Origin of the sequence: Faecalicatena contorta (assembly GCF_001404335.1) — a bacterium.
Lineage (GTDB): Bacteria > Bacillota > Clostridia > Lachnospirales > Lachnospiraceae > Faecalicatena > Faecalicatena contortus_B.
Genome location: NZ_CYZU01000011.1, coordinates 26,792 through 51,643 on the forward strand (window position 1 = coordinate 26,792; position 24,852 = coordinate 51,643).

General features: G+C 45.6%; 22 protein-coding genes and 2 pseudogenes. 2 read left to right on the forward strand and 22 right to left on the reverse strand.

The genetic code is table 11. The features are described 5' to 3' along the window. Positions 1-71: 71 nt before the first annotated feature. The 7 genes and pseudogenes from ARB69_RS07585 to ARB69_RS28045 form a co-directional block, all read right to left on the reverse strand. Positions 72-287: pseudogene (locus ARB69_RS07585) on the reverse strand (transcriptional repressor); the annotation flags it as partial. Then, positions 277-417, reverse strand: a complete 141-nt coding sequence (locus ARB69_RS25915; protein ID WP_035312429.1) for a FeoB-associated Cys-rich membrane protein — start codon at positions 415-417, stop codon at positions 277-279. The pseudogene ARB69_RS07585 and the gene ARB69_RS25915, both read right to left, overlap by 11 nt. 56 nt (positions 418-473) lie before the next feature. Beyond that, the gene (feoB, locus tag ARB69_RS07595; protein ID WP_050641299.1) at positions 474-2,657 is read right to left on the reverse strand and encodes a ferrous iron transport protein B; all 2,184 of its coding nucleotides are present in this window, start codon (positions 2,655-2,657) and stop codon (positions 474-476) included. A gap of 131 nt (positions 2,658-2,788) precedes the next feature. Continuing rightward, complete coding sequence (locus ARB69_RS07600; RefSeq protein WP_050641300.1) at positions 2,789-3,010, reverse strand: FeoA family protein; 222 nt, start codon at positions 3,008-3,010, stop codon at positions 2,789-2,791. 20 nt (positions 3,011-3,030) lie between these two features. Further along, positions 3,031-3,246, reverse strand: a complete 216-nt coding sequence (locus ARB69_RS07605; protein ID WP_025655372.1) for a FeoA family protein — start codon at positions 3,244-3,246, stop codon at positions 3,031-3,033. 516 nt (positions 3,247-3,762) lie between these two features. Then, complete coding sequence (locus ARB69_RS28040) at positions 3,763-3,984, reverse strand: hypothetical protein (RefSeq protein ID WP_055152413.1); 222 nt, start codon at positions 3,982-3,984, stop codon at positions 3,763-3,765. A gap of 25 nt (positions 3,985-4,009) precedes the next feature. Then, positions 4,010-4,231, reverse strand: coding sequence for a hypothetical protein (locus ARB69_RS28045; RefSeq protein ID WP_055152415.1), 222 nt, complete (start codon positions 4,229-4,231; stop codon positions 4,010-4,012). Positions 4,232-4,651: 420 nt separating this feature from the next. Between ARB69_RS28045 and ARB69_RS07620 the strand changes: the two genes are divergently transcribed. Then, positions 4,652-5,011 (forward strand): metal-dependent transcriptional regulator, encoded by a 360-nt coding sequence (locus ARB69_RS07620; RefSeq protein ID WP_050642706.1) that lies wholly within the window; start codon positions 4,652-4,654, stop codon positions 5,009-5,011. 228 nt (positions 5,012-5,239) lie between these two features. Here the strand turns inward: ARB69_RS07620 and ARB69_RS07625 are convergent, their stop codons facing one another. The 10 genes and pseudogenes from ARB69_RS07625 to ARB69_RS07675 form a co-directional block, all read right to left on the reverse strand. After that, positions 5,240-6,406: an ROK family protein gene (locus ARB69_RS07625; protein ID WP_055152417.1), complete on the reverse strand. Its 1,167-nt coding sequence runs from the start codon at positions 6,404-6,406 to the stop codon at positions 5,240-5,242. A 77-nt stretch (positions 6,407-6,483) separates the two neighbouring features. Next, the gene (locus tag ARB69_RS07630; RefSeq protein ID WP_055152419.1) at positions 6,484-7,779 is read right to left on the reverse strand and encodes an aspartate aminotransferase family protein; all 1,296 of its coding nucleotides are present in this window, start codon (positions 7,777-7,779) and stop codon (positions 6,484-6,486) included. A 16-nt stretch (positions 7,780-7,795) separates the two neighbouring features. Continuing rightward, a pseudogene (locus tag ARB69_RS07640) lies at positions 7,796-9,298 on the reverse strand (MFS transporter). A 124-nt stretch (positions 9,299-9,422) separates the two neighbouring features. Continuing rightward, entirely contained in the window at positions 9,423-10,046 is a 624-nt protein-coding gene (locus tag ARB69_RS07645) for a GDSL-type esterase/lipase family protein (RefSeq protein ID WP_055152425.1), read from the reverse strand. Between the two features lie 41 nt (positions 10,047-10,087). Continuing rightward, positions 10,088-10,807 carry a glucosamine-6-phosphate deaminase gene (nagB, locus tag ARB69_RS07650; protein ID WP_055152427.1) on the reverse strand — a complete coding sequence of 240 codons (720 nt, stop codon included), beginning with the start codon at positions 10,805-10,807 and terminating at the stop codon, positions 10,088-10,090. Positions 10,808-10,882: 75 nt separating this feature from the next. Beyond that, the gene (gene alsK, locus ARB69_RS07655; protein WP_055152429.1) at positions 10,883-11,848 is read right to left on the reverse strand and encodes an allose kinase; all 966 of its coding nucleotides are present in this window, start codon (positions 11,846-11,848) and stop codon (positions 10,883-10,885) included. Positions 11,849-11,873: 25 nt separating this feature from the next. Beyond that, entirely contained in the window at positions 11,874-12,698 is an 825-nt protein-coding gene (locus ARB69_RS07660; protein WP_055152431.1) for a carbohydrate ABC transporter permease, read from the reverse strand. Next, positions 12,699-13,595 carry a carbohydrate ABC transporter permease gene (locus tag ARB69_RS07665; RefSeq protein ID WP_055152433.1) on the reverse strand — a complete coding sequence of 299 codons (897 nt, stop codon included), beginning with the start codon at positions 13,593-13,595 and terminating at the stop codon, positions 12,699-12,701. It abuts the gene before it with no gap. A 96-nt stretch (positions 13,596-13,691) separates the two neighbouring features. Then, the gene (locus tag ARB69_RS07670; RefSeq protein ID WP_242857556.1) at positions 13,692-15,083 is read right to left on the reverse strand and encodes an ABC transporter substrate-binding protein; all 1,392 of its coding nucleotides are present in this window, start codon (positions 15,081-15,083) and stop codon (positions 13,692-13,694) included. A gap of 24 nt (positions 15,084-15,107) precedes the next feature. After that, complete coding sequence (locus ARB69_RS07675; protein ID WP_055152434.1) at positions 15,108-16,142, reverse strand: iron-containing alcohol dehydrogenase; 1,035 nt, start codon at positions 16,140-16,142, stop codon at positions 15,108-15,110. A 98-nt stretch (positions 16,143-16,240) separates the two neighbouring features. Here ARB69_RS07675 and ARB69_RS07680 point away from each other — a divergent pair, with 98 nt between their 5' ends. Next, on the forward strand, positions 16,241-16,756 hold the full coding sequence (locus tag ARB69_RS07680) for a MurR/RpiR family transcriptional regulator (protein ID WP_083487047.1): 516 nt from the start codon (positions 16,241-16,243) through the stop codon (positions 16,754-16,756). Positions 16,757-16,930: 174 nt separating this feature from the next. Here the strand turns inward: ARB69_RS07680 and ARB69_RS07685 are convergent, their stop codons facing one another. The 5 genes from ARB69_RS07685 to ARB69_RS07705 form a co-directional block, all read right to left on the reverse strand. Then, a complete protein-coding gene (locus ARB69_RS07685) occupies positions 16,931-20,197 on the reverse strand; it encodes an ATP-binding protein (RefSeq protein ID WP_055152438.1) in 3,267 nt (1,088 codons plus the stop codon). A 109-nt stretch (positions 20,198-20,306) separates the two neighbouring features. Continuing rightward, a complete protein-coding gene (locus ARB69_RS07690; RefSeq protein ID WP_242857557.1) occupies positions 20,307-21,050 on the reverse strand; it encodes a hypothetical protein in 744 nt (247 codons plus the stop codon). Between the two features lie 299 nt (positions 21,051-21,349). After that, positions 21,350-22,228 (reverse strand): DMT family transporter, encoded by an 879-nt coding sequence (locus tag ARB69_RS07695; protein WP_050641313.1) that lies wholly within the window; start codon positions 22,226-22,228, stop codon positions 21,350-21,352. 241 nt (positions 22,229-22,469) lie between these two features. Then, positions 22,470-23,633, reverse strand: coding sequence for an SAM-dependent methyltransferase (locus ARB69_RS07700; protein ID WP_055152442.1), 1,164 nt, complete (start codon positions 23,631-23,633; stop codon positions 22,470-22,472). 196 nt (positions 23,634-23,829) lie between these two features. Then, on the reverse strand, positions 23,830-24,804 hold the full coding sequence (locus ARB69_RS07705; protein WP_055152444.1) for an alpha/beta hydrolase: 975 nt from the start codon (positions 24,802-24,804) through the stop codon (positions 23,830-23,832). Positions 24,805-24,852 lie beyond the last annotated feature (48 nt).

Here is a 24,852-nt window from a genome sequence, read left to right on the forward strand (position 1 = left end):
CGCAGAGGCAGAAGCGTCCTGTTCATACAGGCAGCCGTACCTTTTCTCCTGTCTCAGAGAATGAGTACCAGCTTCCGGTTCATTGCCCCGATTTCTTCCAGGGTGTTCACCATTCTGTATACCGTTGCCATGCCGATCTTATGGTCGATCTGGGCTGCTTTATAATAAATTTCCTTGCAGCTCTGACATTCATCTTCCAGAATGATATCGATTAACACGAGACGCTGCTTCGTAATCCTGCATCCGTTCTCTTTTAGTTTCTCAATGATCAACTCTTTACTTTCCACAATGACCTCCGCAATGTTTACAGTCCCCGCCGCACTGAATTGATTTACCGTTCTTTTTATCCCGTATCATGCCGCGGATTACAAGTGCAACCGCACCCACTACGATAGCTCCCGCCAGAAGTGTTCCCATAGAAGCTGCCTCCTTTCATACAGGAACCGGCTGAATATCGGTTCCTGAATTCTTTGTTACTTGGCTCTTGCCAGATTCTTTGTGTTAACTTTTAACGTTTTACTCTCTTTATATGGCCTTACTAACAGATAAACAAATCCAATCACAAGAATAATTGCCGCAACAACTCCAACGCCAAAGGTTCCCGCCGTAATAAATGTTCCGATCTGATATACACAGAGTGCAACTACATATGCGAGCAGTGTCTGATATCCTACTGCAAACCAGAACCATTTTGCGTTGTTCATCTCTCTCTTAATCGCGCCCATTGCTGCAAAGCATGGTGCACACAGGAGGTTGAATACAAGGAAGGAATATGCTGCAACTGCGGTCATGCTTCCTGCAAGTGATCCCCAGATTTCGTTTCCTTCCTCTGCCACTTCCGCGAAGCCATAGAGGATACCGAATGTACCGACTACATTTTCCTTTGCTACCAGGCCAGTGATTGCCGCAACCGCTGATCTCCAGTCTCCCCATCCAAGCGGAGTGAATATCCAAGCGATTCCGTTGCCAACTGCCGCCAGGATGCTGTGATCTAATTCCATATCTTCAAGCATTCTGAACTGACCGTCGATCCATCCGAAGTAGGAAGTAAACCATACCAGGATCGTGGAGAGCAGGATGATGGTTCCGGCTTTTTTGATAAAGGACCAACCGCGTTCCCACATGCTGCGAAGTACATTTCCCACAGTTGGAAGGTGATATGCCGGAAGTTCCATAACAAACGGAGCCGGATCGCCTGCAAACATTTTTGTTTTCTTTAAAATAATCCCGGAGCAGATGATCGCAGCAATTCCTACGAAGTAAGCGCTTGGCGCCACCCACCAGGCTCCGCCGAACAAAGCGCCTGCGATCAGTGCCACGATCGGCAGTTTCGCACCGCACGGAATGAAGGTTGTCGTCATGATCGTCATCTTGCGGTCTCTGTCATTCTCAATCGTACGGGATGCCATAATTCCCGGTACGCCGCAACCGCTGCCAATAAGCATTGGGATAAAAGATTTTCCGGAAAGTCCAAATTTACGGAAGATTCTATCCATGATAAATGCAACTCTGGCCATATATCCGCATGCCTCCAGGAAAGCAAGGAAGATAAACAGTACAAGCATCTGCGGTACAAACCCGAGCACCGCACCGACACCGGCTACAATACCATTCAGGATCAGTCCCTGCAGCCATGCCGCACAGCCGATCGCATTCAGTCCGGATTCAATCAGAACCGGGATGCCGGGGACCTCCAGCCCGAACAGGCTCCAGCCGTCGCCGAACAATCCGTCATTTGCCCAGTCCGTAGCCCAGGTGCCCACCGTTGTGACCGACACATAGTAGACAATAAACATGACAACCGCAAAAATCGGAAGCGCCAAAAACCGGTTTGTAACAATTCTGTCGATCTTGTCGGAAACCGTCATCTTTCCTCGGCTGCTCTTAGTATAGCACTCATCTATAATAGAAGAAATATAAACATACCTTTCATTTGTAATAATGCTCTCGGTATCATCATCCATCTCTTTTTCTATGGCATTGATCTCTTCCTTAACATCGGGTACAAACTTCATCTGGGAAGAAATCTTGTCATCCTTCTCGAGAAGCTTGATCGCGAAAAACCTCTTCTGGTCCTCCGGTACGCCGCTGCCGATTTTGTTCTCCACCAGATTCAGTATATCTTCTACCTCCGGTGCAAATTTGTGAACCGGAGGCGCTGCATTTCTGCTCTTTGCAATCTTCACAGCCCTCTCTGCAGCCTTTGTAACTCCATTTCCCTTCAGCGCTGATATTTCAACGACTTCGCAGCCCAGTTTTTTGCTCAGCTTATCAATATGTATCTTGTCTCCGCTCTTCTCGACCACATCCATCATATTTACTGCCATAACAACCGGTATTCCCAGTTCCATGAGCTGTGTGGACAGATAGAGATTTCTTTCAATATTCGTTCCGTCTACAATATTCAGTATCGCATCCGGCTTTTCATTGATAAGATAATTTCTTGCAACTACTTCCTCCAGTGTGTACGGTGAGAGGGAGTAGATACCCGGAAGGTCCATGATGATAACATCCTTATTCCCTTTCAGTTTTCCTTCTTTTTTCTCAACCGTAACCCCCGGCCAGTTCCCTACAAACTGATTGGAACCGGTCAGAGCGTTAAACAATGTCGTTTTTCCGCAGTTCGGATTTCCTGCCAAAGCAATTTTAATAGCCATTTTACCCTTTCCTCCTGACAACAATTCAAGCTAATCAACTTATTGTGTTCTATATTCTTTCAAGTCTGCCCTTGAATTAGTCACCGCTAACCAGCAGGTGAAAAATTAGATGCAGAAATGTCCGCTATGATCTATTCAACCAGAATCATCTCCGCATCTGCTTTGCGCACAGACAGCTCATACCCTCTGACTGTGATCTCCAGAGGATCGCCCAGGGGCGCTACCTTTCTCACGAAAACATCCACACCTTTTGTGATTCCCATATCCATAATACGTCTCTTTACCGGGCCTTCACCAGTCAGTTTCGTCACCCTGGCCGTCTCACCGCACGGTATCTCCTTTAATGTCTTCATTATCTTGTTTCTCCTTCCCTTTAGCCAACCATGATTTTATTCGCCATATCCCTGCCAATGGCAACCCTGGATTCTTTTACGTTAACAATCATATTTCCTCCGATTACTGAGACAACCGTAACTGTCCCACCGGCAACAAAACCAAGGTTCTCCAGAAATCTCCTGGTCTCTTCCTTACCTCCGACTTTGCGGATAACATTGGGCTCGCCTTCTCTCATCATTGTCAATGGCATCACTTTTCATCTTCTTTCTTTGGAATAGTTGATAATACTTTTCATTTACAAGGTTAGTATAATCTAACTCCCAGTATTTGTCAAGCACTTTTATGAATCGGGATTCAGCGACTAGCTTTAGACGCGGATGGGGGACGCCAAGCAAACTGTAAGCCGCAACTCCTCCGGCCTGTATGGTCGGTTTAAAATCCTGACCGCTTAACGAAGAAGCTCTAAGAGCTTCTAATCGTCCGCTATAAGGCGTTTTAAACCGACCATACAGGCCGGAGGACTTGCGGCTTACAGCTCGCTTGGCTGGTTCATCCGACCGGCAGTAAAAAACACGTTCCCAGGTTGGGAGCCCGAGACGGGGGAGGCGGATGAAGTTGGGTATGCGTATCATGCATTCTGCTTACATTGATTTTAAAGATTTTATGTATGGGATCTAACGAACCACTAATTCTGTTCCATCCGCTGCTACGGTTTTGGGCTCACCTCGTCATTCACGTCCCCCATCCGCGCCGAGGCTAAAGCTCGTCGCTAAACCCCGAATATTTGAAATTCTTTAAATAAACTTTCACAAAATTCTTTGTCTGCAGTCGCACGTTTTAAATCCTCAAATCTCCCAGCCTCTATAAGCAGCCTTGTCAGTTCAAGTACACTTTCAGCACCTTCTATTTTACCTTCGATTCTTCCCTCTTCTCTGCTGGCTTCTCTTTCCTGGCGCATATGTTTTTCTTCATCGTATTCATAAATACTCACGCTTTTCGCCTCCGCTCTGTTCTTACTATAGTGCAAGCCTTGAGTCAATGATAAAAGATACATCGTTATGCATGGACAAATAAATTGCATTCTCCAAGGTATTGATCTCTAATAATTCCGGGTCTTCATAGTCTGTTGTGTTCATCGCATTATACAACTTCAGCAGCTCATTCCTGTCACTGAATACCAGTCCAAATAATCTGGACTTATAATTACGGTTTGGTTTTGTTTGTTCGGTAATACTCATAGTACCTCCTTTGTTTTTGGCGCAGGAGGTTTAAAAACCTTATCCAGTCTTATGAAACCTCGCTGCTGTTCTTGTGGGTTTGCAAGCATTGAGATTTCCATGGTTGATTTCCTAATATTAGGAAGATTTGCTTCAGATGTGACGGATGCCACTTAGAATAATTAGAAATATAATGCTGTATATTAATTTTAGCATAAGGTATTTCATTTAACTAGTGTATTTGTAACATAAAAAAGTTACTGTTTACAGGCCTGCCTGGGAACAGTAACACATAATAAATATATGGTTTTTATAATCTGATTGCCCTGTACAGTAAAATATGTTAACATATATCCAATATCCAAAGATTATTTGTAACACTTTAGGCAGACCTGAACTGTTACGATTATTTACAAAAATACGGAGGTAAATTAAATGCCTATGAAAACAAATGAATCCGCTGAAAACTATCTGGAAACCATCCTGATCCTGAGCAAAGCACAACCAGCGGTGCGTTCTATAGATATTGCAGAAAAACTGGGGTTTAAGAAGTCCAGTGTCAGCGTTGCAATGAAGCATCTTCGGGAAAATGAGCATATCACGGTGTCAAAAGAGGGGTTTATTACTCTGACGGAAACTGGCAGGGAAATTGCCGAAATGATCTATGAAAGACACGAACTTCTGACCGCATGGCTTGTACGCCTGGGAGTAGACCAGGATACAGCGGCCGACGATGCATGCAAGATCGAGCATGTGATAAGTAAAGAAAGCTTTGATGCGATTAAACAACACATCCATTGATGAAAACAGACAGGGCACATATTCCTATGAAACATATGTGCCCTGTCTGTTTTTATATAATAGGAAAGTGCTCTGCCCTTTCCTATTATATAAAAAGCCCTCCGGGCGGGATGCACACGCCGCGATAAGGTATATAGCCGCAAAGCGGCATCGCGGCGGCGCCAAAGTGTGCAAGCCCCTCATGAGTGAGGGGTTGGGAAGCCCCTGCGGGCTTGCCCACTTTGTTCTTTATTGTATGGAATCTGCCGTCTCTTCTATCCATGCATTTCTTGTCATGTAGAAACATCCGCGCATCATATGATATTCGTCATACTTTGCCGCCCTGATCTCTGCATGTATCGGAATTGCGTCATTTTTCATATCTTCCAGAAACGTCTGAAAATGTTCTGTTATCAGTTTGCTGTATCCATCCCGGCTGCTGTCTACCACGATCCTGGTCGGATTATATACCCACAGCAGATTGTAAAGCACCTTGGAAATTGTCTTTAGTACCGGCGTCATAATCTCAACTGCCAGCGCATCCTGTTCCTGATGCAGCACGAGCAGTTCCGTAAAAGAAATATCGAGTCCATATTCCTTCATCCTTTTTTTCACGGCTGAAATCGAGACAATCTCTTCCAGAGTAACATAGTTATCCCCATATCCATCCATGGATACAAGCATTTTCCCCACTTCTCCCGCCATATTCCCCGCTCCTTCAACAGCCTCGTTTTTGTGGATAAAGAATCCGCCCACACCATAGCCGCAGTAGAAATAAAACTGGCTTTCCATTTCCGGGTTCAGGCTGTCATATTCGGATCTGGCCGCTGCAAAAACGTCGTGAAGAATTTGTATATTCTTGATTGCAAACTCGTTTTCGAAGAGTTCCCTGATATGCAGTTGTTTAAATGCCGGTATCAGGTCATAGTTCACCTGATCCGCCTCACTGTCATAGGCACCCGGCACAAACACTGCTATGCCGACGGTTCTTGCAGCTATCCCTGCTAATTCTTCTTTTATTTTCTTTATCACCGCCAGCAGTTCTGCTTTATAGTCCTGTCCGCTAAAGGCCAGACACCTTTCTGTCAGCAGATTCTGATAGATGTCATAGATCAGAAAGCTGATCTCATCCTCAGAGGTAAGATTCACGCATACAATATTCCCGTATTCCTCTGTCATTTCAAGCACTTTGGGATTTCTTCCCACATCTGCGTTCGAAGAGTTTTTTTCCACAAGAAATCCGGCGGCAATTAAATCGTCCACAACATGTTTTACAGTCATCAGACTGATATTATTCTCTTTGGCAAGGATGCTCCTTGTCGTATTATTGTTTCGTATGATACTTTGCAATATATTTTCTGTGTTTACATTTCTGATATTCTTTACTGTCAGAACCTGTTTTTTTTCTGCCGCCATTTTATGTGTGACTCCCTCTGCTTCTATTTTTTTAAGAATCATCGTTACTTTTTTAATTCATAAGATGCTATTAAAAATCATTTTATACAGCTTTGCAGAGATTTGTCAATGATTTCAACTGCTTCGTCCACATTTTCCCTGGATGTAATCAACGCGGGGTGCATAACGATTACTACGTTCTCCAGGTTCTTACGGCTCTCCAGTTCAGTAATCAGGCCGCTTTGCAGCATCGTCTCATACAGCTCCTGTCCCAGAACATATTTATCCGCATGGCTGCTGCCTTCTATTTCTATGCCCTGCAGAAGCCCTCGTCCGCGCACATCTTTGATGACATCATATTTTTCTTTGAGACCGAGCAGCTTTTTATGGAGATATTCTCCGGTTACACGGCTGTTCTCTACCAGATTGTCCCTCTCGATAATCTCAATGTTCTTCAGTGCACTGCGGCAGGTCAATGGATAGCAGGAATGTGTGTGCCCATGAAGGCTGATCTGGCTCATCGCCTCACCGATCTCACTGCGGCAGAGGACTGCAGAGCCTGGCACGTACCCGCTGGTCAGCCCTTTTCCCGTCACCAGGATATCCGGGGTCACATCTTCATACTGACATGCAAACATTGTTCCCGTCTGTCCGATTCCTGTAACAACCTCGTCAAAGATCAAAAGCGCACCAAATTTGTCACACAGTTCCCGCACACCCTTCCAGAATCCCGGTGGGGGAACAATCACTCCACCGGCAGCAAAGATCGGTTCTGAGATTACAGCGGCTATCCTGTCCCCGCCCTCGTGCAGCATGGTCTGCTCCAGGTATTTGAGGCACTGCAGGCCGCAGGTACCCGGCTCTTTTCCAAAATCACAGTGATAGCAGTAGGGCGGTGCAGAATGGACAAAGCCTCTGGGAAGCAGTTCTGATATACCGGAGTTTTCCTGGATCATCTCTGACTTGCCGGTAGCTGCCGCCGCTCCCGCCGTTGAACCGTGGAACCCTCTTCTGAAGGAAATCACTCTGCCTCCGCCCCTGTAGTATTTTGCCAGTTTCAGGGCAAATTCATTGGCATCGGAGCCTGTGCATCCGAACATGACTTTGTCCAGGCCTTCCGGCGATATCTCTGCCATCTTTTCCGCCAGCGCCGCCCTCTCTTCGGTGGCAAAACAGGATGTTACTGACACCAGCTTTTCCAGCTGCTCCTTCAAAGCCTCTATTAGCTCTTCATTGCCGTGGCCCAATGTACAGGCCGAAAACTGTCCGGAAAAATCCAGATACTTTTTGCCGGCCTCATCATACATATACATTCCTTTTCCATTGGTAAATACGATATCGTCAGTTGTATAACACTGTATTAAATATTGTTTATCTTTTTCAAGAGTTGTCATCGAAACTCTCCTTTCTTCAAATCACATTATTCTTATTTCTTGCCCTGACTTCCCGCATGCAGGCATCCAGTTTTTTGTCATTCAGCCCGTAAAACATCTGCAGTAAAAAATGAATCACCGTCACTACTGCCGGAATCACAAACGCCAGGATCAAAAGCCAGTTCAATGTGGAATCTGTCTGCGCTTTATTTGCCACATATCCGGAACTGTCCAGGAGGATTCCCATGATCTGTGCTCCCAGCGCTGCGCCGACTGTAATGCAGAAACCATTGATCGCGGAAATGATTCCGGCCTGTCCTTTTCCGTTTTTCCATTCTCCATAATCAACTGTAGCAGGTATCATAACATTGGAAAATGAATAATATGCACCGCTGAATATACCGTTCAGGACAAACACCGCGAACAGCGGCCCGAACTGCATAGAATTCCCTGCAACGCCCGGCCCGTATCACCGGCACATGACAAAGAGCAGGATGCTGCACCCGGCGCTGGCCGCCATGCAGAACTGATAAGCCCTTCCCGTATCCCGGAACATCCGGATCAGCGGCTTCATAAAGAATACGCCTGCCATCAAAGCGACAGTAAAGGCAAACATTGCTACGGAATAGAATCTTTTGATTCCCAGATAATATGTAAACACGTAGATGACCATGCCGTTCTTGATCGCCTGCATCACCTGCTTAAGAATCTCCCCACACTGCAGAATGATCGCCGGGCGGTTCCTGCCGAAGCTTTTCAGCTGTGCGGACAGATTTTCATGCTCTACCTGGCGGAGATGTTCCCGGCAGGATCCGTCCTTGTTCAATTCGTATTTTCTGCTCATACATACGTTCAGTATCTGGAACAGCATGACGGACAGTCCGATGGTCACTGCAGCCCAAAAGTACCCGCGCGCCGGATCCCCGCTGTTTCCGCCAAAAAGGTCTACAAGCGGTAGGAACAGCGATGCAGCAACAACCTGTGCCAGATTGGTGCAGACGCTTTTTATCACTGCGATCGTCTCCCTCTCCCGCGGATTCCTTGTCATATTACAGAACTGTGCGATCTGAGGCATAAAGGAAAATGTTGCGCCGATGGATCCGAAACATCCATAGCATATAGCCGCCCATGCAATTTTCAGACCGGTACTCTCTGCAGGAAGTGCGGTGAAAATTCCGACAAACAGAAGAAACAGCGGGGCAATTCCGAAGATTGCCCAGGAACGGTAACGGCCCCACCGGTAACAGACATTATCCAGCATATAGCCTACCCACAGGTCCGTAAAGCAGTCCGCGAACCTTGCTGCAAGCATGATCGTGCCGGCAACGGTTGCACTTAAACCTACAACGTCTGTATAGAAATATACGAGATAATATCCGAAGATCACCCAGGATATCTGGAAGCTGTACGCCCCATACATGCTGTGGATTATTTTATCGTACCAGGGAACCCTGGCTGTCGTTGACGTAAAGTCAATATCATATGGGTCACGTTTTCCGCTCAAAACCGCACCTCCCTCTATTCCCGGTATGCTCCGCATTCCGCGATGAATCTGCCATAGCTCTATTATAACGCAAAGTATGTGTAAAATGAATAACACAGCGCTGGTTCACCTGTATTTTTAAACATCGTTTAAGCGGTATCATCTTTTAATCCTCTATCTTTCATATCGCTTTCATTCTTTTTAAAACCGCTTCTGCAAACTGCTGATGCCCAGCCTCAGAAAAATGAATTCCATCCGGCTGAAAATCCTGTACATATCTGCCAGCATCCATGAACGCTGCGCCATACTGTCCTGCAATTTCTTTATATACTGCGGGCAGCTTTTTTAACTTTTCCGCGGATGTCCCGTCGATCTCTCCATTTGCCAGTACAGGTTCCCTAAGTCTTGCGGGCGCTGCCAGAAGGATCTTTGTGTGCCGGGATTCCAGCCAGTAAAGCGTTTCTTTGATGCGCCTTAACAATTCTTCCATTTCCATTCCGATCTCCTCAGGAGACAGGTGATATCTGCGCTTTGTATCATTGGTTCCCAGCATCACAATAATCATCTCCAGAGGATGATGTGACATAAGGCACGGAACAATATATTCCAGTCCGCTCCGGTACGGCTGTACCCGGTCTTCCACCGCCGCGGTGCGGCTGCACAGCCCTTCCTCAATAACCCTCCACTTATCCCCCAGTCTCTCCTGCACTCTTCCGGTCCACCGGATGTCCCACGGATACCGTTTCAGGTCGCTTCCCATATACCCCCAGGTATTGGAATCCCCATAGCATAATATCTGTTTCATCTTAGCCTCCCCTGTCCGATCCCTCTTTTATCTGCGGACTTCTAAGGCAGCGCGTCCTTGTCTGCTATGAGAATCACATTGGGATGGAATCTCAGGATGGTTCCCGGAATCTGCGGGGTAACTTCCGCGCTTAGTACCTTTTGAAGAATCTCCGCCTTATCAGCCCCGCTGACCAGCAGAAGAATCATCTTAGCCTTCATAATTGTACCAATACCCATCGTATATGCCTGGCGCGGAACCTCCTCCTCTTTCTCGAAAAACCGTTTGTTTGCCTGTATCGTAGCCTCGTTCAGATCCACGCACTGCGTATGCTCCGAAAAACTGGCGAACGGTTCGTTGAATCCGATATGCCCGTCATGTCCCAGTCCGAGCACCTGAATATCTGCCGGGCCCAGTTCTGACAGGACGTCATCATAATCTGCACAGGCCCTGGCACTGTCCTCCTCTGAGCTGTCAGGGATATATGTATTTTCCTTACGGATATTTACTCTGGAGAAGAGATGTTCTTCCATATAATAACGGTAGCCCAGCGGATCCATCTTTTTCAAGCCCTTATAATCATCCAGGTTCGCTGTTCTGACCTCTGAGAAATCCAGATCTCCCATCTCATATTTTTCTGCCAGATACTGATACATTCCCACCGGTGATGACCCCGTAGCCAGCCCCAGTACGCTGTCCGGCTTCCATGTAATCTGGGCTGCCAGAATATTGGCCGCCTTTTTGCTCATCTCTTCATAATTGTCTGTTCTGTAAATCTTCATTCCAGTTCTCCTTCATGAGCTGCGTGTTAATGAGTGCTTTGAATAAATGAGGGGGTGCGGCACACCCCCATCACTTTATTGGCGCGGATGCCCTGCAGCGTGGTGCACGGCCCCGGGAATCGTAATCTTCATCTTTCTCCTTGCAAAAAGAGCTGCGCCGACTACCCCCTTACTCTCCACGTCCTCCGAGTAAACATACCGGAAGCCGTACTGCATAACATCCTTTCCTGTGGCTTCGTTGACCTCACGCTCGAATTCCGCCCTTGGGAAACCCGGCATCTCCATGACTCCGCCTCCGCCCACCATAACTTCGGGATTGAAAATCGTTGCCATCACGGCGAACACATGGGCACAGGAGCGGATAAATTCTCTCAAAGGCTTCTCTTCACCATGTTTCAGAAACAGTTCCTTTATCTTTGTATCCGGGAAATATTCCCTGCGGATTTCCTGAAGCCTCCAGCCGGATGCATAGCATTCACAGCAGCCCCTCTTTCCGCAGCTGCAGGGAATATCACCGTTATAGAAAGGAATATGACCCAGATCCAGGGCTGCACCGTCTTTTCCGTCGAGCATCTGCCCGTTCATCAGAACAGCCGCTCCCACGCCGGTGCCTATATATATCCCTATAATCACGGAATCTTGATTCAGACGATTTGTCATCACATCATATAAAAGGATATTATTTGTATCGTTATTTACATAGACAGGCACGTGTAAAAACGATTCAATTTCTTCTGCCATATTTCTATTTATAAAAACAGGTTCCCCTTTCGTATTCTGTATATTAGTAGTACAGATAACCGTTTTTTTATCGTTTGCCACGGAAGATGGAACTCCTATAGACACGGCCTGTACTTCGGTAATATGGTTTTCTTCTATATATTCCTTGATAATTGCAGTCAGTTCTTTCATAGGATCTGCAGAACGGGCGATTCTGTCACTTTTAATTTTGCAGAAGGATACCACTTCGTTATTCTCTTCTACTGCACCGATTCTTAAATTTGTTCCGCCCAAATCGATACCGATAATTGATTTTCCCAAAAGACCACCCTCTTTCTTCCTTCCTTTATTTCACCGCTCCCATTGTCATCCCCGCAACCATGTGTTTCTGCACCATGATGGCAAATATGAGGACAGGAATTGTGATCACTGTGCCGACTGCCGCGATCTGCCCCCACAGGGTTCCCTGGGGAGTCATCATACCAGGAATTGCAACCGGCATGGTCGCCGTCCCTCTTCCGGTCAGAATCAGGGCCATCAGGAATTCATTCCATGAGTTGATGGCACAGAACACCGAGGTTGCCGCCAGGCCGCTTTTCGCCAGCGGTATGTCAATAGAGACAAACACCCGGAACCAGGAGTACCCTTCTACCCGGGCCGCCTCGTCAATCTCCTTCGGCACCGCATCAAAGAAGCCTTTCATCATCCATACAATAAACGGCAGATTAAAAGATATATGTGCAATAATGATTCCCACATAACTGTCAAGCATACCGAATTTACTCATAATCAGATAAAGCGGCAGCGCAAGGACTACGAACGGTGTGAATCTGGTGCCCAGCAGATAGTTCAGCATCAGCTTATCTCCCCTGGTCTTAAATCTGGAAAATGCAAATGCGGACGGAAGTCCGATCACCATACCGATCACGACCGTAGCTATCATTACGATCAGACTGTTTTTCAGGCTTGAAAGCATCCCTCTTTCTATAAATGCCTGGTAATAATTATCCAAAGTGGCCGTGAAAAAGATCTTCGGGGGTATTGAAAATGCATCCAGCTTTGTCTTAAACGATGTCAGCACCAGCCACAGGTAAGGAAGCAGGGTGATAAGAATAAAAATGATCAAAATGATATAAATAATTACTGCTCTTCTTCCTCTTTTTTGTTTCATTTAATCCTCCCCTCCCATGGCGATTCTCTGGTACACCATCCCGCATACAACCAGTATGATGAACAGTACAACGCAGATTGCCGCCGCATAGCTGAATTTGAATGCCGTAAACGCCTGACGGTAAGTATAGATGTCAATCACCTCGGTCGCATTGCCAGGGCCGCCTCCGGTCAGGATATATGGCTTATCAAATTCCTTAAATGTCTCCATAGCCCTCAGAAGAATGCTGACAGCCAGCACCGGCTTCATAAGGGGCAGTGTCACGTATCTGAATGTCTGCCATTTACCGGCCCCGTCCACATCTGCCGCCTCATAAAATTCACCGGATATCGCCTGAAGTCCTGCCAGGAAGGTCAGACCAAGGTAAGGAGCCCATTCCCAGACATCCATGATGATGACAATCACCATAGCGGTAAATGAATTGTCCGTCAGCACCGTGGGAAGCGGAAGATGCAGCTTCTCTACCAGCCATACATAAAGCCCGAACTGCGGATTTGTAAAAAAACTGAACATCAGGCCGATTACCAGCGGAGCCACCATCATGGGAATCAGGGTCAGAGAGGTAAACAGCTTACGACAGGCCGGAATGCTGTTCAGCGCCATGGCCAGAGCCACTCCGATGATAACCTCCAATACGACGGCAAAGAACATAAAAATAAAGGTCTTGCCCATGGAATTCATCAGTTCCGGATCCTGAAACAAAGCGATATAATTCTTCAGACCGACAAAGGTGTGCTCACTGCCCGGATTGGACAGCTGATAGTCAAAAAAACTTATTTTCAAGGTATAAAGCAGCGGTACCAGGGTAATCAAAGTAAGCGTAATGAACGTAGGCAGATGGAACCTGACAGCCAGCGTTGTATAATTCGTTAATTTTTTCTGTTTCCTGTGTTTCATAGGCGTCCCTTCCTGTGCGGGAGATACTGTTACTGTACACGCCCGAAGGCTGTGGACAGTAACCTTCTCCCTGACACTCTTACTTTTATTCTGCTCTTACTGGTAAGTGACGGGTAACTTGCCGTCCAGGATTTTTTCAAATTCCGATGCCGCATGATCCAGCGCCTCTTTTGGAGTTGTCTTGCCCGCCAGTGTATTCGATAATTCCAGCATCAGGACATTGTCCATATTATTCCACTCAGCAATACGAGGACGCGTGCTGCTGATCTCGTATGCATCCTTGCTTGCCTGCCAGTACGGAAGCTCATTGAGTTCTTCGTCGTCATATACTGACTGCAGATTAATAAAACCACCCTCTAAAGCAATGGCTTTTTGTACCTTTGGTGTATTAAACCACTGCATAAATACCCAGGCTGCCTCCGGATTCTTGGAATCCGTCGGAATATAGTAGCCCCAGCCGCCATAATGGGCAGCCTGTGCCTCGCCTACCGGAACTGCGCCGTATCCCATCTTGCCCGCAACTGCGGATGCCGACGGATCTTCCAGAGCCGGTGCATTGTCATTGAATATAATAGCCATGGCCGCAATGCTCTGCTGCAGCTCTGTGGTCTGCTCATCCCATGTCTTGGATGTGACACCCGGAGGTGCATATTGAGTCAGATCTGTAAAATATTCCAGAGATTCCACGCATTTGTCACTGTTGACAGCGATATTTCCTTCTTCATCAAAGATGCCGCCGCCAAATGACCACATATAATTCATCCATTCACAGGTTGTGGCGCCATGGCGCTTACCTTCCATAGATACTCCGTAGAAATCCCGGTCCAGAGTCTCACCGGCCAGCTTTTCGCCTTTTGCGCGGGTGAAAAACTCTGCTGTATCACGGTACGTATCCCAGTCTTTCGGAACCTCCAGGTCATAGCCGTATTTCTCTTTAAAGGACGCCTGTTCCTCTTCATTTTCAAACAAATCCTTGCGGTATGCAAAGAATCCGATACAGGAGTTGGCGGGAACACCATACATCGTTCCCTTCCAGTTGCCGGAAGCATCCCACATCGCGTCGATAATATCGTCCGCGTTATAATCCGGTATAATCGCCAGAGATTCGTCTTCCATAAAAGGTTCAATGGACTGAATATAATTATTTTCTACCATATTACCAAGGAACTGGTACGCTGACGCCACGATGTCATAGGCGCCGGATTTGCTTTCAAAAGCCAGCGTCTCTTTCTGTACCACATCATCATAAGGCGCCATCTGCAGTTCTACCTTTATCCCGGTCAGTTCCTCAAAATCATCCAGCTGAGACTGAAGTGCAATTGTCGGGGTCTGCTGCTCAGCAATCATATAAAGTGTCGTTCCTTCAAACTTACGGGCGCCTTCTCCTTTGCCCTCTGACGTTTCTTTCTTCGATGAACCACATCCTGTTGTACATATCATCATTGCCGCAAGCATAAGTGCGGCCGCTCTCATTAATCTCTTCCTCATAAAATCCCCCGATCCGGAAATTGGTTATTTCCATTCACCATATTTTGCGGTTACCTTGTCTTTAATCATCTGGCAGAACTCGTCTGTCACTTCGAAATCATTTACTACGGTATACCAGTATCCGTGGCTCTCCAAAAATTCTTTTTCGTATTTGATTGCCGCGAATACGTCGTCCCATGTGATTCCCATACCCTCCGGACGGATCTCTACGCCTGCTCTATGTATAATATCCAGAATATTGTCCGGATCGTTGCCGCCCATAGCCGAACCAACGAAAATACCAAGGCACACCGGCTGTCCGTGAATAAATTTCTTCTTTGTCATGTACTCTAATGTATAGAATAAGAAGTGATCGCTTCCCTCGATTGGTCTTGGATTCCAGCCGTTGTTATGGAAAGCTCCGCCGCCCCATCTCAGTCCTTCTGTCAGGATGCGGATTCCCTTTTCATTTAAAGCGTAGATATCATCAAGTCCGTCGACAACCGACTGATATACTTCCCTTACCTCATCCACCATCTCCTGGTCATATGGCCATTTTTCTTCGCATTTGCCCTGGTCGTTTGCATACTTCCAGTCAAACATGGAATTGTTATAGCAGAGGACGTCGCATACACCACTTCTGTTCAACGCCTTGGGGCCGTTCTGGATAACGTCATAATCCACATAAACTGCAATCGGCTCCACATATCCGACATATCTTACTACACTGTTGAAGCGAACGCCTGCACGGTGTCCGAATACCGCATTTGTTGCGATAGATGTCGGTACCTGATACAGAGGCATGTGGCTCTTCCAGGCTACCATCTTGGCATAATCCACAGCCTGGCCGCCGCCAAGGCCGATCACAGATTCAAACTTGGGAAGGCTGTCGACATTCGCCATAATCTCATCGTACTCCAGCGTCTTTACAAAATGTACAATGCAGTCATCGTCAAACTCATCTTTGAATGTATCCCACAGGTCTTCCATCGTAACAACCAGATAAGGCCTCTGCACAATATTCTTAAGCTCTCCTACCAGGTTTCTTCCGTAAATTGTTGTAAATAAATTCTTTGCCATAATAGTTCTCTCCTTTTCTTTCTCAGCATTGATTGGTTTTATTCCTAAATAATATTTCTAAATAGTGTTTATAAATATTATTTAACATTATATTAACAATGCATGAGCGGTTTGTCAACTCTCACAAATTCACAAATCAGAGGGGGAGATTTTGTGCAATTTATCTAAGAGCGCTTGGTGAGGGGGGGGACGCTTTTATAGCTGCCTCGGCCGCCCAAAAGTTCATGCGCATCGGCTATCAGACCACGGCATCCTCAGACTTCGATTCACAGCTGATCGCTTTGTCACAGATGACGCCTGAAGATGCTCTCATCTGTATCTCGCATTCCGGTAAGACCCGCAATATCTGCAGCCTGGCTAAGGTGGCAAGGGAGCACGGCATTAAAGTCATCACCATCACCAATTTTCCCGGAGCGCCGCTGGCAAAGCACTCGGATATTCTTTTATTGACCGCTTCTTTTTCTTACGATGTAATGGACGAAGTGCTGGCCAAGCGTGTGCCTGCGCTGTGTCTGCTGGATACGCTGTATCTATCCGTTCTGATGAAAAAAAAGAGCAGCCTGCAGCCGCTGATCGACAATGTAAACGAGTATCTTTCGCTCAATAAGCATTAGACGGAAAAGTCCGGGGGCACTTAATACTGATTTTAAGTCCTTTACAAAAAAATATCCCGTGGAACTCGATGCTTTTCATCACAGAGTTCTCCGCGGGATATTCTAATTATAACTATTTGCCAAAGATAAATGTACCTTTTTTAAAGCACGCGTCCCTATCTCCAGGTGGCATGTTTAGTCCAAATATGCTTTCATCGTATCCAGTATCTTTTCCATTGCTTCAAAACATCCGTATTCTTTCAGAAGTTTTTGCCCCTTTTTGGAATGAAGTAAACTTTGAATTGTAATCTTACTATGTCCTCCGTCAGGTATTTTAAACTCTTTTACATGTTCGATCTGTTCATCTATCATTTCTTCAAACAAATCGTATACATCAGATATTATCGAATCATTTACTTTCTCCAAAATCATGATGGGAAAAGGACAATAAAATATCATATGTACCTCTTCACTTTTATTTACTTCAAAAACAAGCCATTCGAACTTTAATTCCTCTATCAGCCATTTTTCCGGAGCCTTCTGACCTTCAAGTTCTGCTGTATTGAGAAATTCAGAGAAGCCTGGAACTACTAAATAATCCTTAAAGTTCTCCCAGTCATTTTCTTTCAAAAAAGAAATCCAGTCTTCTGTACCTTCCTCATCCCAAAGCACCGGCAAGTCTTCCTGATAATATAATTGTTTCCTCTCCTCACTCATCTCCTGAATGCTTTTTAAAGATAAATACCACAGCATATCATGATTCCAGAAATGATACCATTTACCGCTTTTATGTATTAACCCGGACTCCAGTAGTGCCCGGAGCATCTCATTACCATCTTCACAGCCGCAGTACCTTTCTAATTCACGCTCTGTGAAATAAATAACTGCATTTTCAGATAGTTTCCTGGCAGCCTTCCATAGCACGCTTCTTTTTTCAACTGTCAATTCCCCAAGCATATAATCCAACAGGCCATTATAAAATTCCTTTTTATCGGGCGGCAGTTTCGATAGATGTTCCAGATATTCCATTACAATCATAAAATCATCTTTCGTGAATTTATCATTGGTCAGATACCCTTTGCGATAGTCTTTCCCAACCATGCGTTCCGCGGCCTTAATCTCTTTCGGCGACAAATACTTTGTCTCCGGCACCAGCCAGCTTTCTGCGCGGGTAGTCACTTCTTCGTAATTTGCCTGATCTATCTGATATTCTGACGGTTCGTCATCTTTCCGACCTATATCTGCTTTTTTCATTTTCTTAGGCAGCGGAAGCTCTGCAGCTTCATATAACTCCCTCTCATACTTCCTTGTGTAGTCAATTCCAAATGTTTCGAACAGGTCGGGCACCTGCATTATTAAATTTTCTATTTTTGCATCATAGTCAAGCTCATCAAACAAATATTCTATATCCTGAAAAACCAACCATGGCAGTTTCTGCCTGATCTCTTGCACATGATCTTCCATAAATGCATCATAACAGTCTAAACAACAGGATTTCAAAAATTTCAACCAACCAAATTCCGTTGACCACCATATATTTTTATAATAAGCCTCCAGAAACTTTTTACAATCAATACGATACCCATTTTCACACATCCTCGGGATTAGATTTATGATATTTTCCATATCTTCATGATCCGCTCTTCCCTCATACAGATCCGTTATTAAAGCATCTGTATAAGTTGTAAGAAAATGGGATAGCTCTGCATTATGTGTGATTTCATATACCCGGTTCAACTGCCACACCTTATGGCTGTCATAACTATCCGAAGCGGCATCTACTGAATAATACGGATCCACATCCATAGAATACACATATGAATATTTTAATTTTCTCCGTTCATTCATCATTCTGTCTATCAGATATGCCAGGCATGTATCTGAAACCTTCATCTCAGTTGCAAGATAGAAAAGCTGATTAAAGCAATTGCATTTCTCTGCAAGTATCATTTCATAAGCCTCTATATGCTGGCTTAAATACTCAATCATAAAATCGCGTATGGAGTAATTCAGAAAATCCAAAACAATTACTGTTTCTTCAAACATAGATTCCTGTATGGTTGTAAAGACACCTTCCAGTTCCCGAAGATAATTATCAAACTGTTCCTTTTCTGCTTTTCCGCCGCAGGCATCTGCCACTCCCATAAATCCCTGTCTCAATTCGTGATGAACCCGGATTTCCTCTTCTGATACTGCCAGCAGCATACAAATTATTTTTGCCCCATACGAAAGCTGGCTGAATACTTTATCATAATATTCCTTCGGTGATTTTACATACGCCGCCAACGCTTCTGCATATTCTTCGGAGCCCTCACCATCGCCCGGCAGGACATGTTCCAGATAATATGCTACCGACCGGGGACTGTACGCTCCACTGTGCAGAATATTTTCCCGCGCATTAAAAACTGCCTTTACATAACGGTACTCTAACCAGGACTCATCCAGATGCCGGTACAATATTTCCGCCTTCTGGGCCAGTGTATAAGAACGTAACCGCAGATTGATTTTTCTTATCTCGCAAAAGTCTTCCAGCTCCGGGAAACACAGAAATCCCTGTTGAAGAACAAATTCTCTGGTCGTAAAGATCAGACGTATATTGGGATAAGAAGAAAGCACATGGAATAAATCCAGCATCTTTTTGTCTGCGTTTAACTCCAGCCTGCTTTCAGAAAAATGACTGTGTCCCCAGAAATCATCGAATACTATAACCGACTTTTCTTCCGAGTCTTCTCCCATGATCCGTTCAATTTCTTCCAGAGAGTTTACGAAATAGAAAGCCTCATATTTCTCCGTACAGAGATAGTAATCGGCGAGGCAAAGCGCATGCGCCGTCTTTCCGACACCCGGGTCTCCTGAAATAACGACCCGTTGATATGTTTCCAAAATCCGGATGGCCTCCTGGAACGCTTTTGTCTCTACAAAAGTTCTCTTCTCCTTTTCCATCAATTTGAACTTTGGATTCGAGCGCTTTTTTAATTCCCGGAGTGCAGAAGACGACAGCATCTCTTCCAGGTAGTTCCCGCTGTGAAGCCACAGCTCTCTATACTCTTTTTCAATATGGGCGTACTCCGGCCTCTCCAGATAACCATTCAAATCTATCCCGGTCACGATATCACCGGTATCCCGTATTTCCGGAATCATCTTCCTTATTTCTTCTTTCAGTTCATCCCGAAGCGTTCTGGAAGCAATCACCAGGATATATCTGTCGCAGGTCCCGGGTCTGATCCGTTTCTGCTCCTGTCTCATCATTCCGATCAGCGCCTTACCTTTGGCTTCTGTCCTTTTTACCTGCAGAACAGTTCTGCCATTTTCCGCGACAAACAGTCCGTCGATTGCCCCGTCCCGGCCCTCGCCAAACCGCTGAAATGTACAGCCTTCCCTGACACTGATCACGGCACAGGCGAACTGTTGGAAACGTATGGGCGAATCCAAAAACACATCGTAAAAATTATAATTTGGCATAGCGGTCTCCAATCTTATGGCTCCATAAATCACCTTCAAATATCGGGGTTCTCTCTAGTATTCTTCATATTAATAAAACTCTGTCATCATGAGCATATGAAATGTACATTTAGAGCTCAGCATCCGCCAGTCCTTTCAGGATAGTTCTCAACTCTGCCGGAGTCCCCCTCATGTTCCACAGGTTTTTCAGTACGTTTTTTTCACTATGTGCTGCTCTCAATATTTCCTTTCTTTTTTCGATATATCCATTACTAATATAATAATTGCAGGTCACGAAAGTCCGCCCATTCTCAAAGATGATCTGAAGGACATGCAAAACCTTTTCAAAGTTTCTCGATAATATTTTAAACGAATCTACAAAAAACACTTCCGTATATCCTGAAATTAGATTTACGAGCGATTCCTCCAAATATTCATCGAACTCCAGGCTATATCCATCACAAATCACTTTATCATATTTTCTGCATTCCAGTTTTTGGTCTTCATATTCTGAAACTGTTTGATCAGTACCTGCAAATTCTAATATTTCTTCCGTCATTAATGCCGTCTTTTTCAAGATCTCCCATGCCAGTGGATATTTCTTTATAGCTTGTCCGTAAACATCTTTGAATTCCATACTCTGTGCTTCTTCCTGTAAAGATGCGAAACTGCACTGCCTGAAATATACAATCGCATCCGATGTCAACTGTCTTATTTTTTCATTTGACAGGGGATCCTGCATTTTAAATTGGGTACAATTAACACTTGCTGCTACCTCAAGCATACTATCTCTTAACGTTGCAACGACAAATTCCTTTACCTCGGCTGCTGCATAAGGTTCATAAAACAATGCCTCTTCATCCGTTACAAACAAGATTGTCCGCCTGTATTCCTCATCGTCCCATTTGGATAACAGGGAACACATTCTGTTCTTTATATCGGCCGCAATCTGTTGTCTATATCGATATTTCATTTCTCTCAACTGGTTTCCTAATAAATCGTCTAAATATTCTTGAATTCCCATATCACACCTGCTTTCACGTATCATGTAAATAGTTGACCCTGTATTTTCCTAAGTATATAATGTTCTGCTGCAGGCCCGCCCGCAAGGGCATGGATTACGGGATGCCCTCTGGGGATACCTTTATATTGACAAATTCTGCAGCCCCCTGCCTACTCCTTGTCCGCGGCGTCACGTTGGCCTCTGTCAAGCTGGTAAGCACAGGTAAATCCCAGAATTAACACGGCGCCAATTCCCTGAAGCACCCGTATAGGCTCCCGAAAAAACAACGTTGAGACAAGAATTGCCACAAAGGGATCAAGATAGCTGAGGATGGCCGTCTGCTGCCCAGCCAAATCTTTTATCGATGAAAAATACAGCCAATAGCACAGCCCTGTATAAATCACTCCTACTATCAGTAGATTTCCAATACTTCCGGGGGAAGCAGTCTGAATCCGGAACCCGCCCTGCACCATCAGAATCACAAACAACAAGGCCACTGCCCCGAAAAATTGGATTATCGTACGTTCCAGCCCGCTCCCTTCACGGATCCATTTATTCATCAGCACTACAGCAGCATAGAACACAGCGGCTCCCAGTCCAAAGCCAATGCCCGCCCTGCTCCCGCCTGACATACTGTTACCGGCACTCACCACAAGTACAAGCCCTGCAGTTGCCATTACGAAACACAAAAGCTGAAACAGCGTCATCCGCTCTTTAAACAAAAGGGGCGACACTATCATCACAATCACCGGGGCAAAATAATAGGCCAACGTAGCCACCGCGATAGTCGTATGTTCATAAGCCATAAACAGCAGCGCCCAATTTAAGCCAACCGCCATCCCTGATAAAAACAGGAGAACTTTTTGTTTCCTGCTGATATGTACTTTATTTTCCCTATAAAAGGCCTTTTTAATGAACCACAATACCACCAGCGCAATACTCCCGCGCCAGAAGGCTATCTCCATGGAACTAAGGGCAATCCCCCGTACAAAAATGGAGATGGTCCCAAAGGCCGTCATGGCCAATGCATTTTTTATCTGCGCTGTCATAGCTTCCTCCATTTTTCAGTGTATTATAATTTATCTTATCATATAAACGCTCCGGCTTCAAACGCTATCACCAATTGTTTTGCTGAAGATATTCATACCAGGTAACAGTTCAGACAGGCCTGAACTGTTACCATACCTGTATATTTTTTTCTGCACAAAAAGAACGTCCGCCATTTTGGATCTTCCAAAAGGTGAACGTTCCGTGGCCGTTGCATACGGTCTGCCGGCCCGACTTGATCCTTTAATACCACCTCACAGCAGGTAATTGATTGTTAATTCCCTTGGTCATAAGGATCTGATGCAGGTCAATAATTCCATTATTGAAGGTCGCCGCACAGGAGGACAGATAGAGATCCCACATTCTAACAAATTTTTCATCAAACATCTGCCGCACCTCGTTAATATGTTCCCTGAAGTTGTGCTCCCAGCACAATAGTGTACGGTTATAATGAGGCCGCAGATTCTCCACATCAAGCGTATGGAAGTTATCCTCCGCCGCGTCTGCAAGCACCTCCCTCAGACTTGGAACCATACCGCCCGGGAAGATATACTTTTTAATCCAGGGATCGCCCGGATGCTCCTTCAATGCACTGATAAAATGCAGCAGGAACAGGCCGCCCGGCTCCATCACCTTGTTTACACAGTCTATAAATTCCTGGTAATTGTCACGCCCGACGTGCTCAATCATCCCAACACTCACGATGCGTTCAAACTTCCACCCTGTTTTGGGCAGATCACGGTAATCCATCAGTTCCACCTTAAGCAGATCCTCCAGCCCCTCCGCCTGGATACGGAGGTTAAATTCCTTATACTGTTCTTCACTGAGTGTAATCCCAGTCCCATGTACCTTATACTTTTTCGCAGCCTCAATCAGCAGAAACCCCCAGCCGCAGCCAATGTCCAGCAGAGTCATCCCTTCCTTAAGGTAAAGTTTTGCTAAAATATGATCCACCTTGTTGACCTGAGCCTGGTAAAGCGTATCGTCTTCATGCACAAAATACCCGCAGGAATAGCTTAACGTATCGTCAAGCCAAAGCTTGTAAAAGTCGTTCCCGATATCATAATGGCTGCGCACTTCCTTCTCCTGGTTTTTCTTTGCGGAGGACGAGAAAATAAGCTTCTTAAGCGCTTTCTTGTCCGTTGAAAATTTGCCCATCTGCCCCAGGAAATGATTCAGTGCTTCATACAGGTCGCCTTCAACCTCCAGATCCCCGTTCATGTATGCCTCTCCAAGAGCAAGCGATGTACTTGTCATCAGTTCCGTCAGCGGAATCATCTTATGGATTTTTATCGTAAAGGTAGGTTCCCCTTCTCCGATTAAGTATTCTTTGTCGTCCATCTTCACAAGAAATGGATGTTCATCAAACTTTTTTAAAAACGATACTAAAACATTCTCTTCAAGCATCTTTCTACCTCCCAGCATAATAATGATGTAGTTAAGGATGGCTGTTTGGATACTCTTTTGCCATCTTAGTGATAAGATTCAACAGCACTGCTGCCACTAAGCATAGCACCAATAAAAATAAAAGAGAAGTACACCATGTCCGTTTTATCCCTGCCTACTTAACGGAGTATTGCCATTTGACCGCCCTCTGATGCAGTCAGGTACCGCATTTTTCTTCACAGGAAAACATTTTTCTGACCGCTTGCGTATACCCTTCCCGGTCTTTTATAAAGCTCATACAGTGCTTCGCCCCGTCCACCAGCAGCAGCTTCTTTTCTGCCGTACAGGCCTCGTAATTGCGAAGCGTCATCTCACAGGGCACAAATGTGTCCGCCCTGCCGTGGATAAAAAGAACCGGCACGCTGCAGTGTTTCATCGCCTCAAGCGTACTATATTCCTTCAGGTCATAACCGGCGCGCTTCCTGCACAGCCAGTTCAGCTGATCCATAACCGGATGTTCCCGCAGTTTAAAGTTCGTTCGTCCAAAACGGTATACCATCTCATAAGGGGAGGTAAAGCCGCAGTCGGCAATTACCCCTTTTATCTCTGCCGGCAGCTTCTCCCCTGCCGCCATCAGTACGGTTGCCGCACCCATGGATACGCCGTAAAGATAGACAGGAAGGCGGCTGGCATTCCTTTCTGCCAGCCAATTTAACCATTTCCGGCAGTCCATGCGCTCCAGCAGCCCGAATCCCATATATTTTCCTTCACTTTCCCCCTGCGCCCTCTGTTCTACGAGCAGAAGGCTGCTGTTTTCTTCGTAAAGCCATTTGAGGCACGCCCCAAAATCATGCCGCCAGGATCCACGCCAGCCATGGAACATCACAACAATTCGCTCAGCCTGCTCTGCCTCCAGATAATATCCCTTTAGCCTCAGCCCGTCTTCGCTTTTTATGTGCACACTTTCACAGTGCATCCCCTCGATCCATTGGATTCCCTCACTGCGTTCTTTAAGTTCTTCCGCCTCTTTCTGTACTGTCCTCCTGCACATTTTTTTCCTTTTGTCTCTCTTTTTTCGAAAGAAGACACAGGAGCGCCCCACCGCCATACTAAAAAATGTACCTACTGCCACACAATCCAAAGCGCACATGATACCCGCAGCCAGAAAGATTCTTTTCCATACTCGTTTCATTCTTTATATCGCCGTTCTTCATAATTTATTTTATATCTGTTTACAATT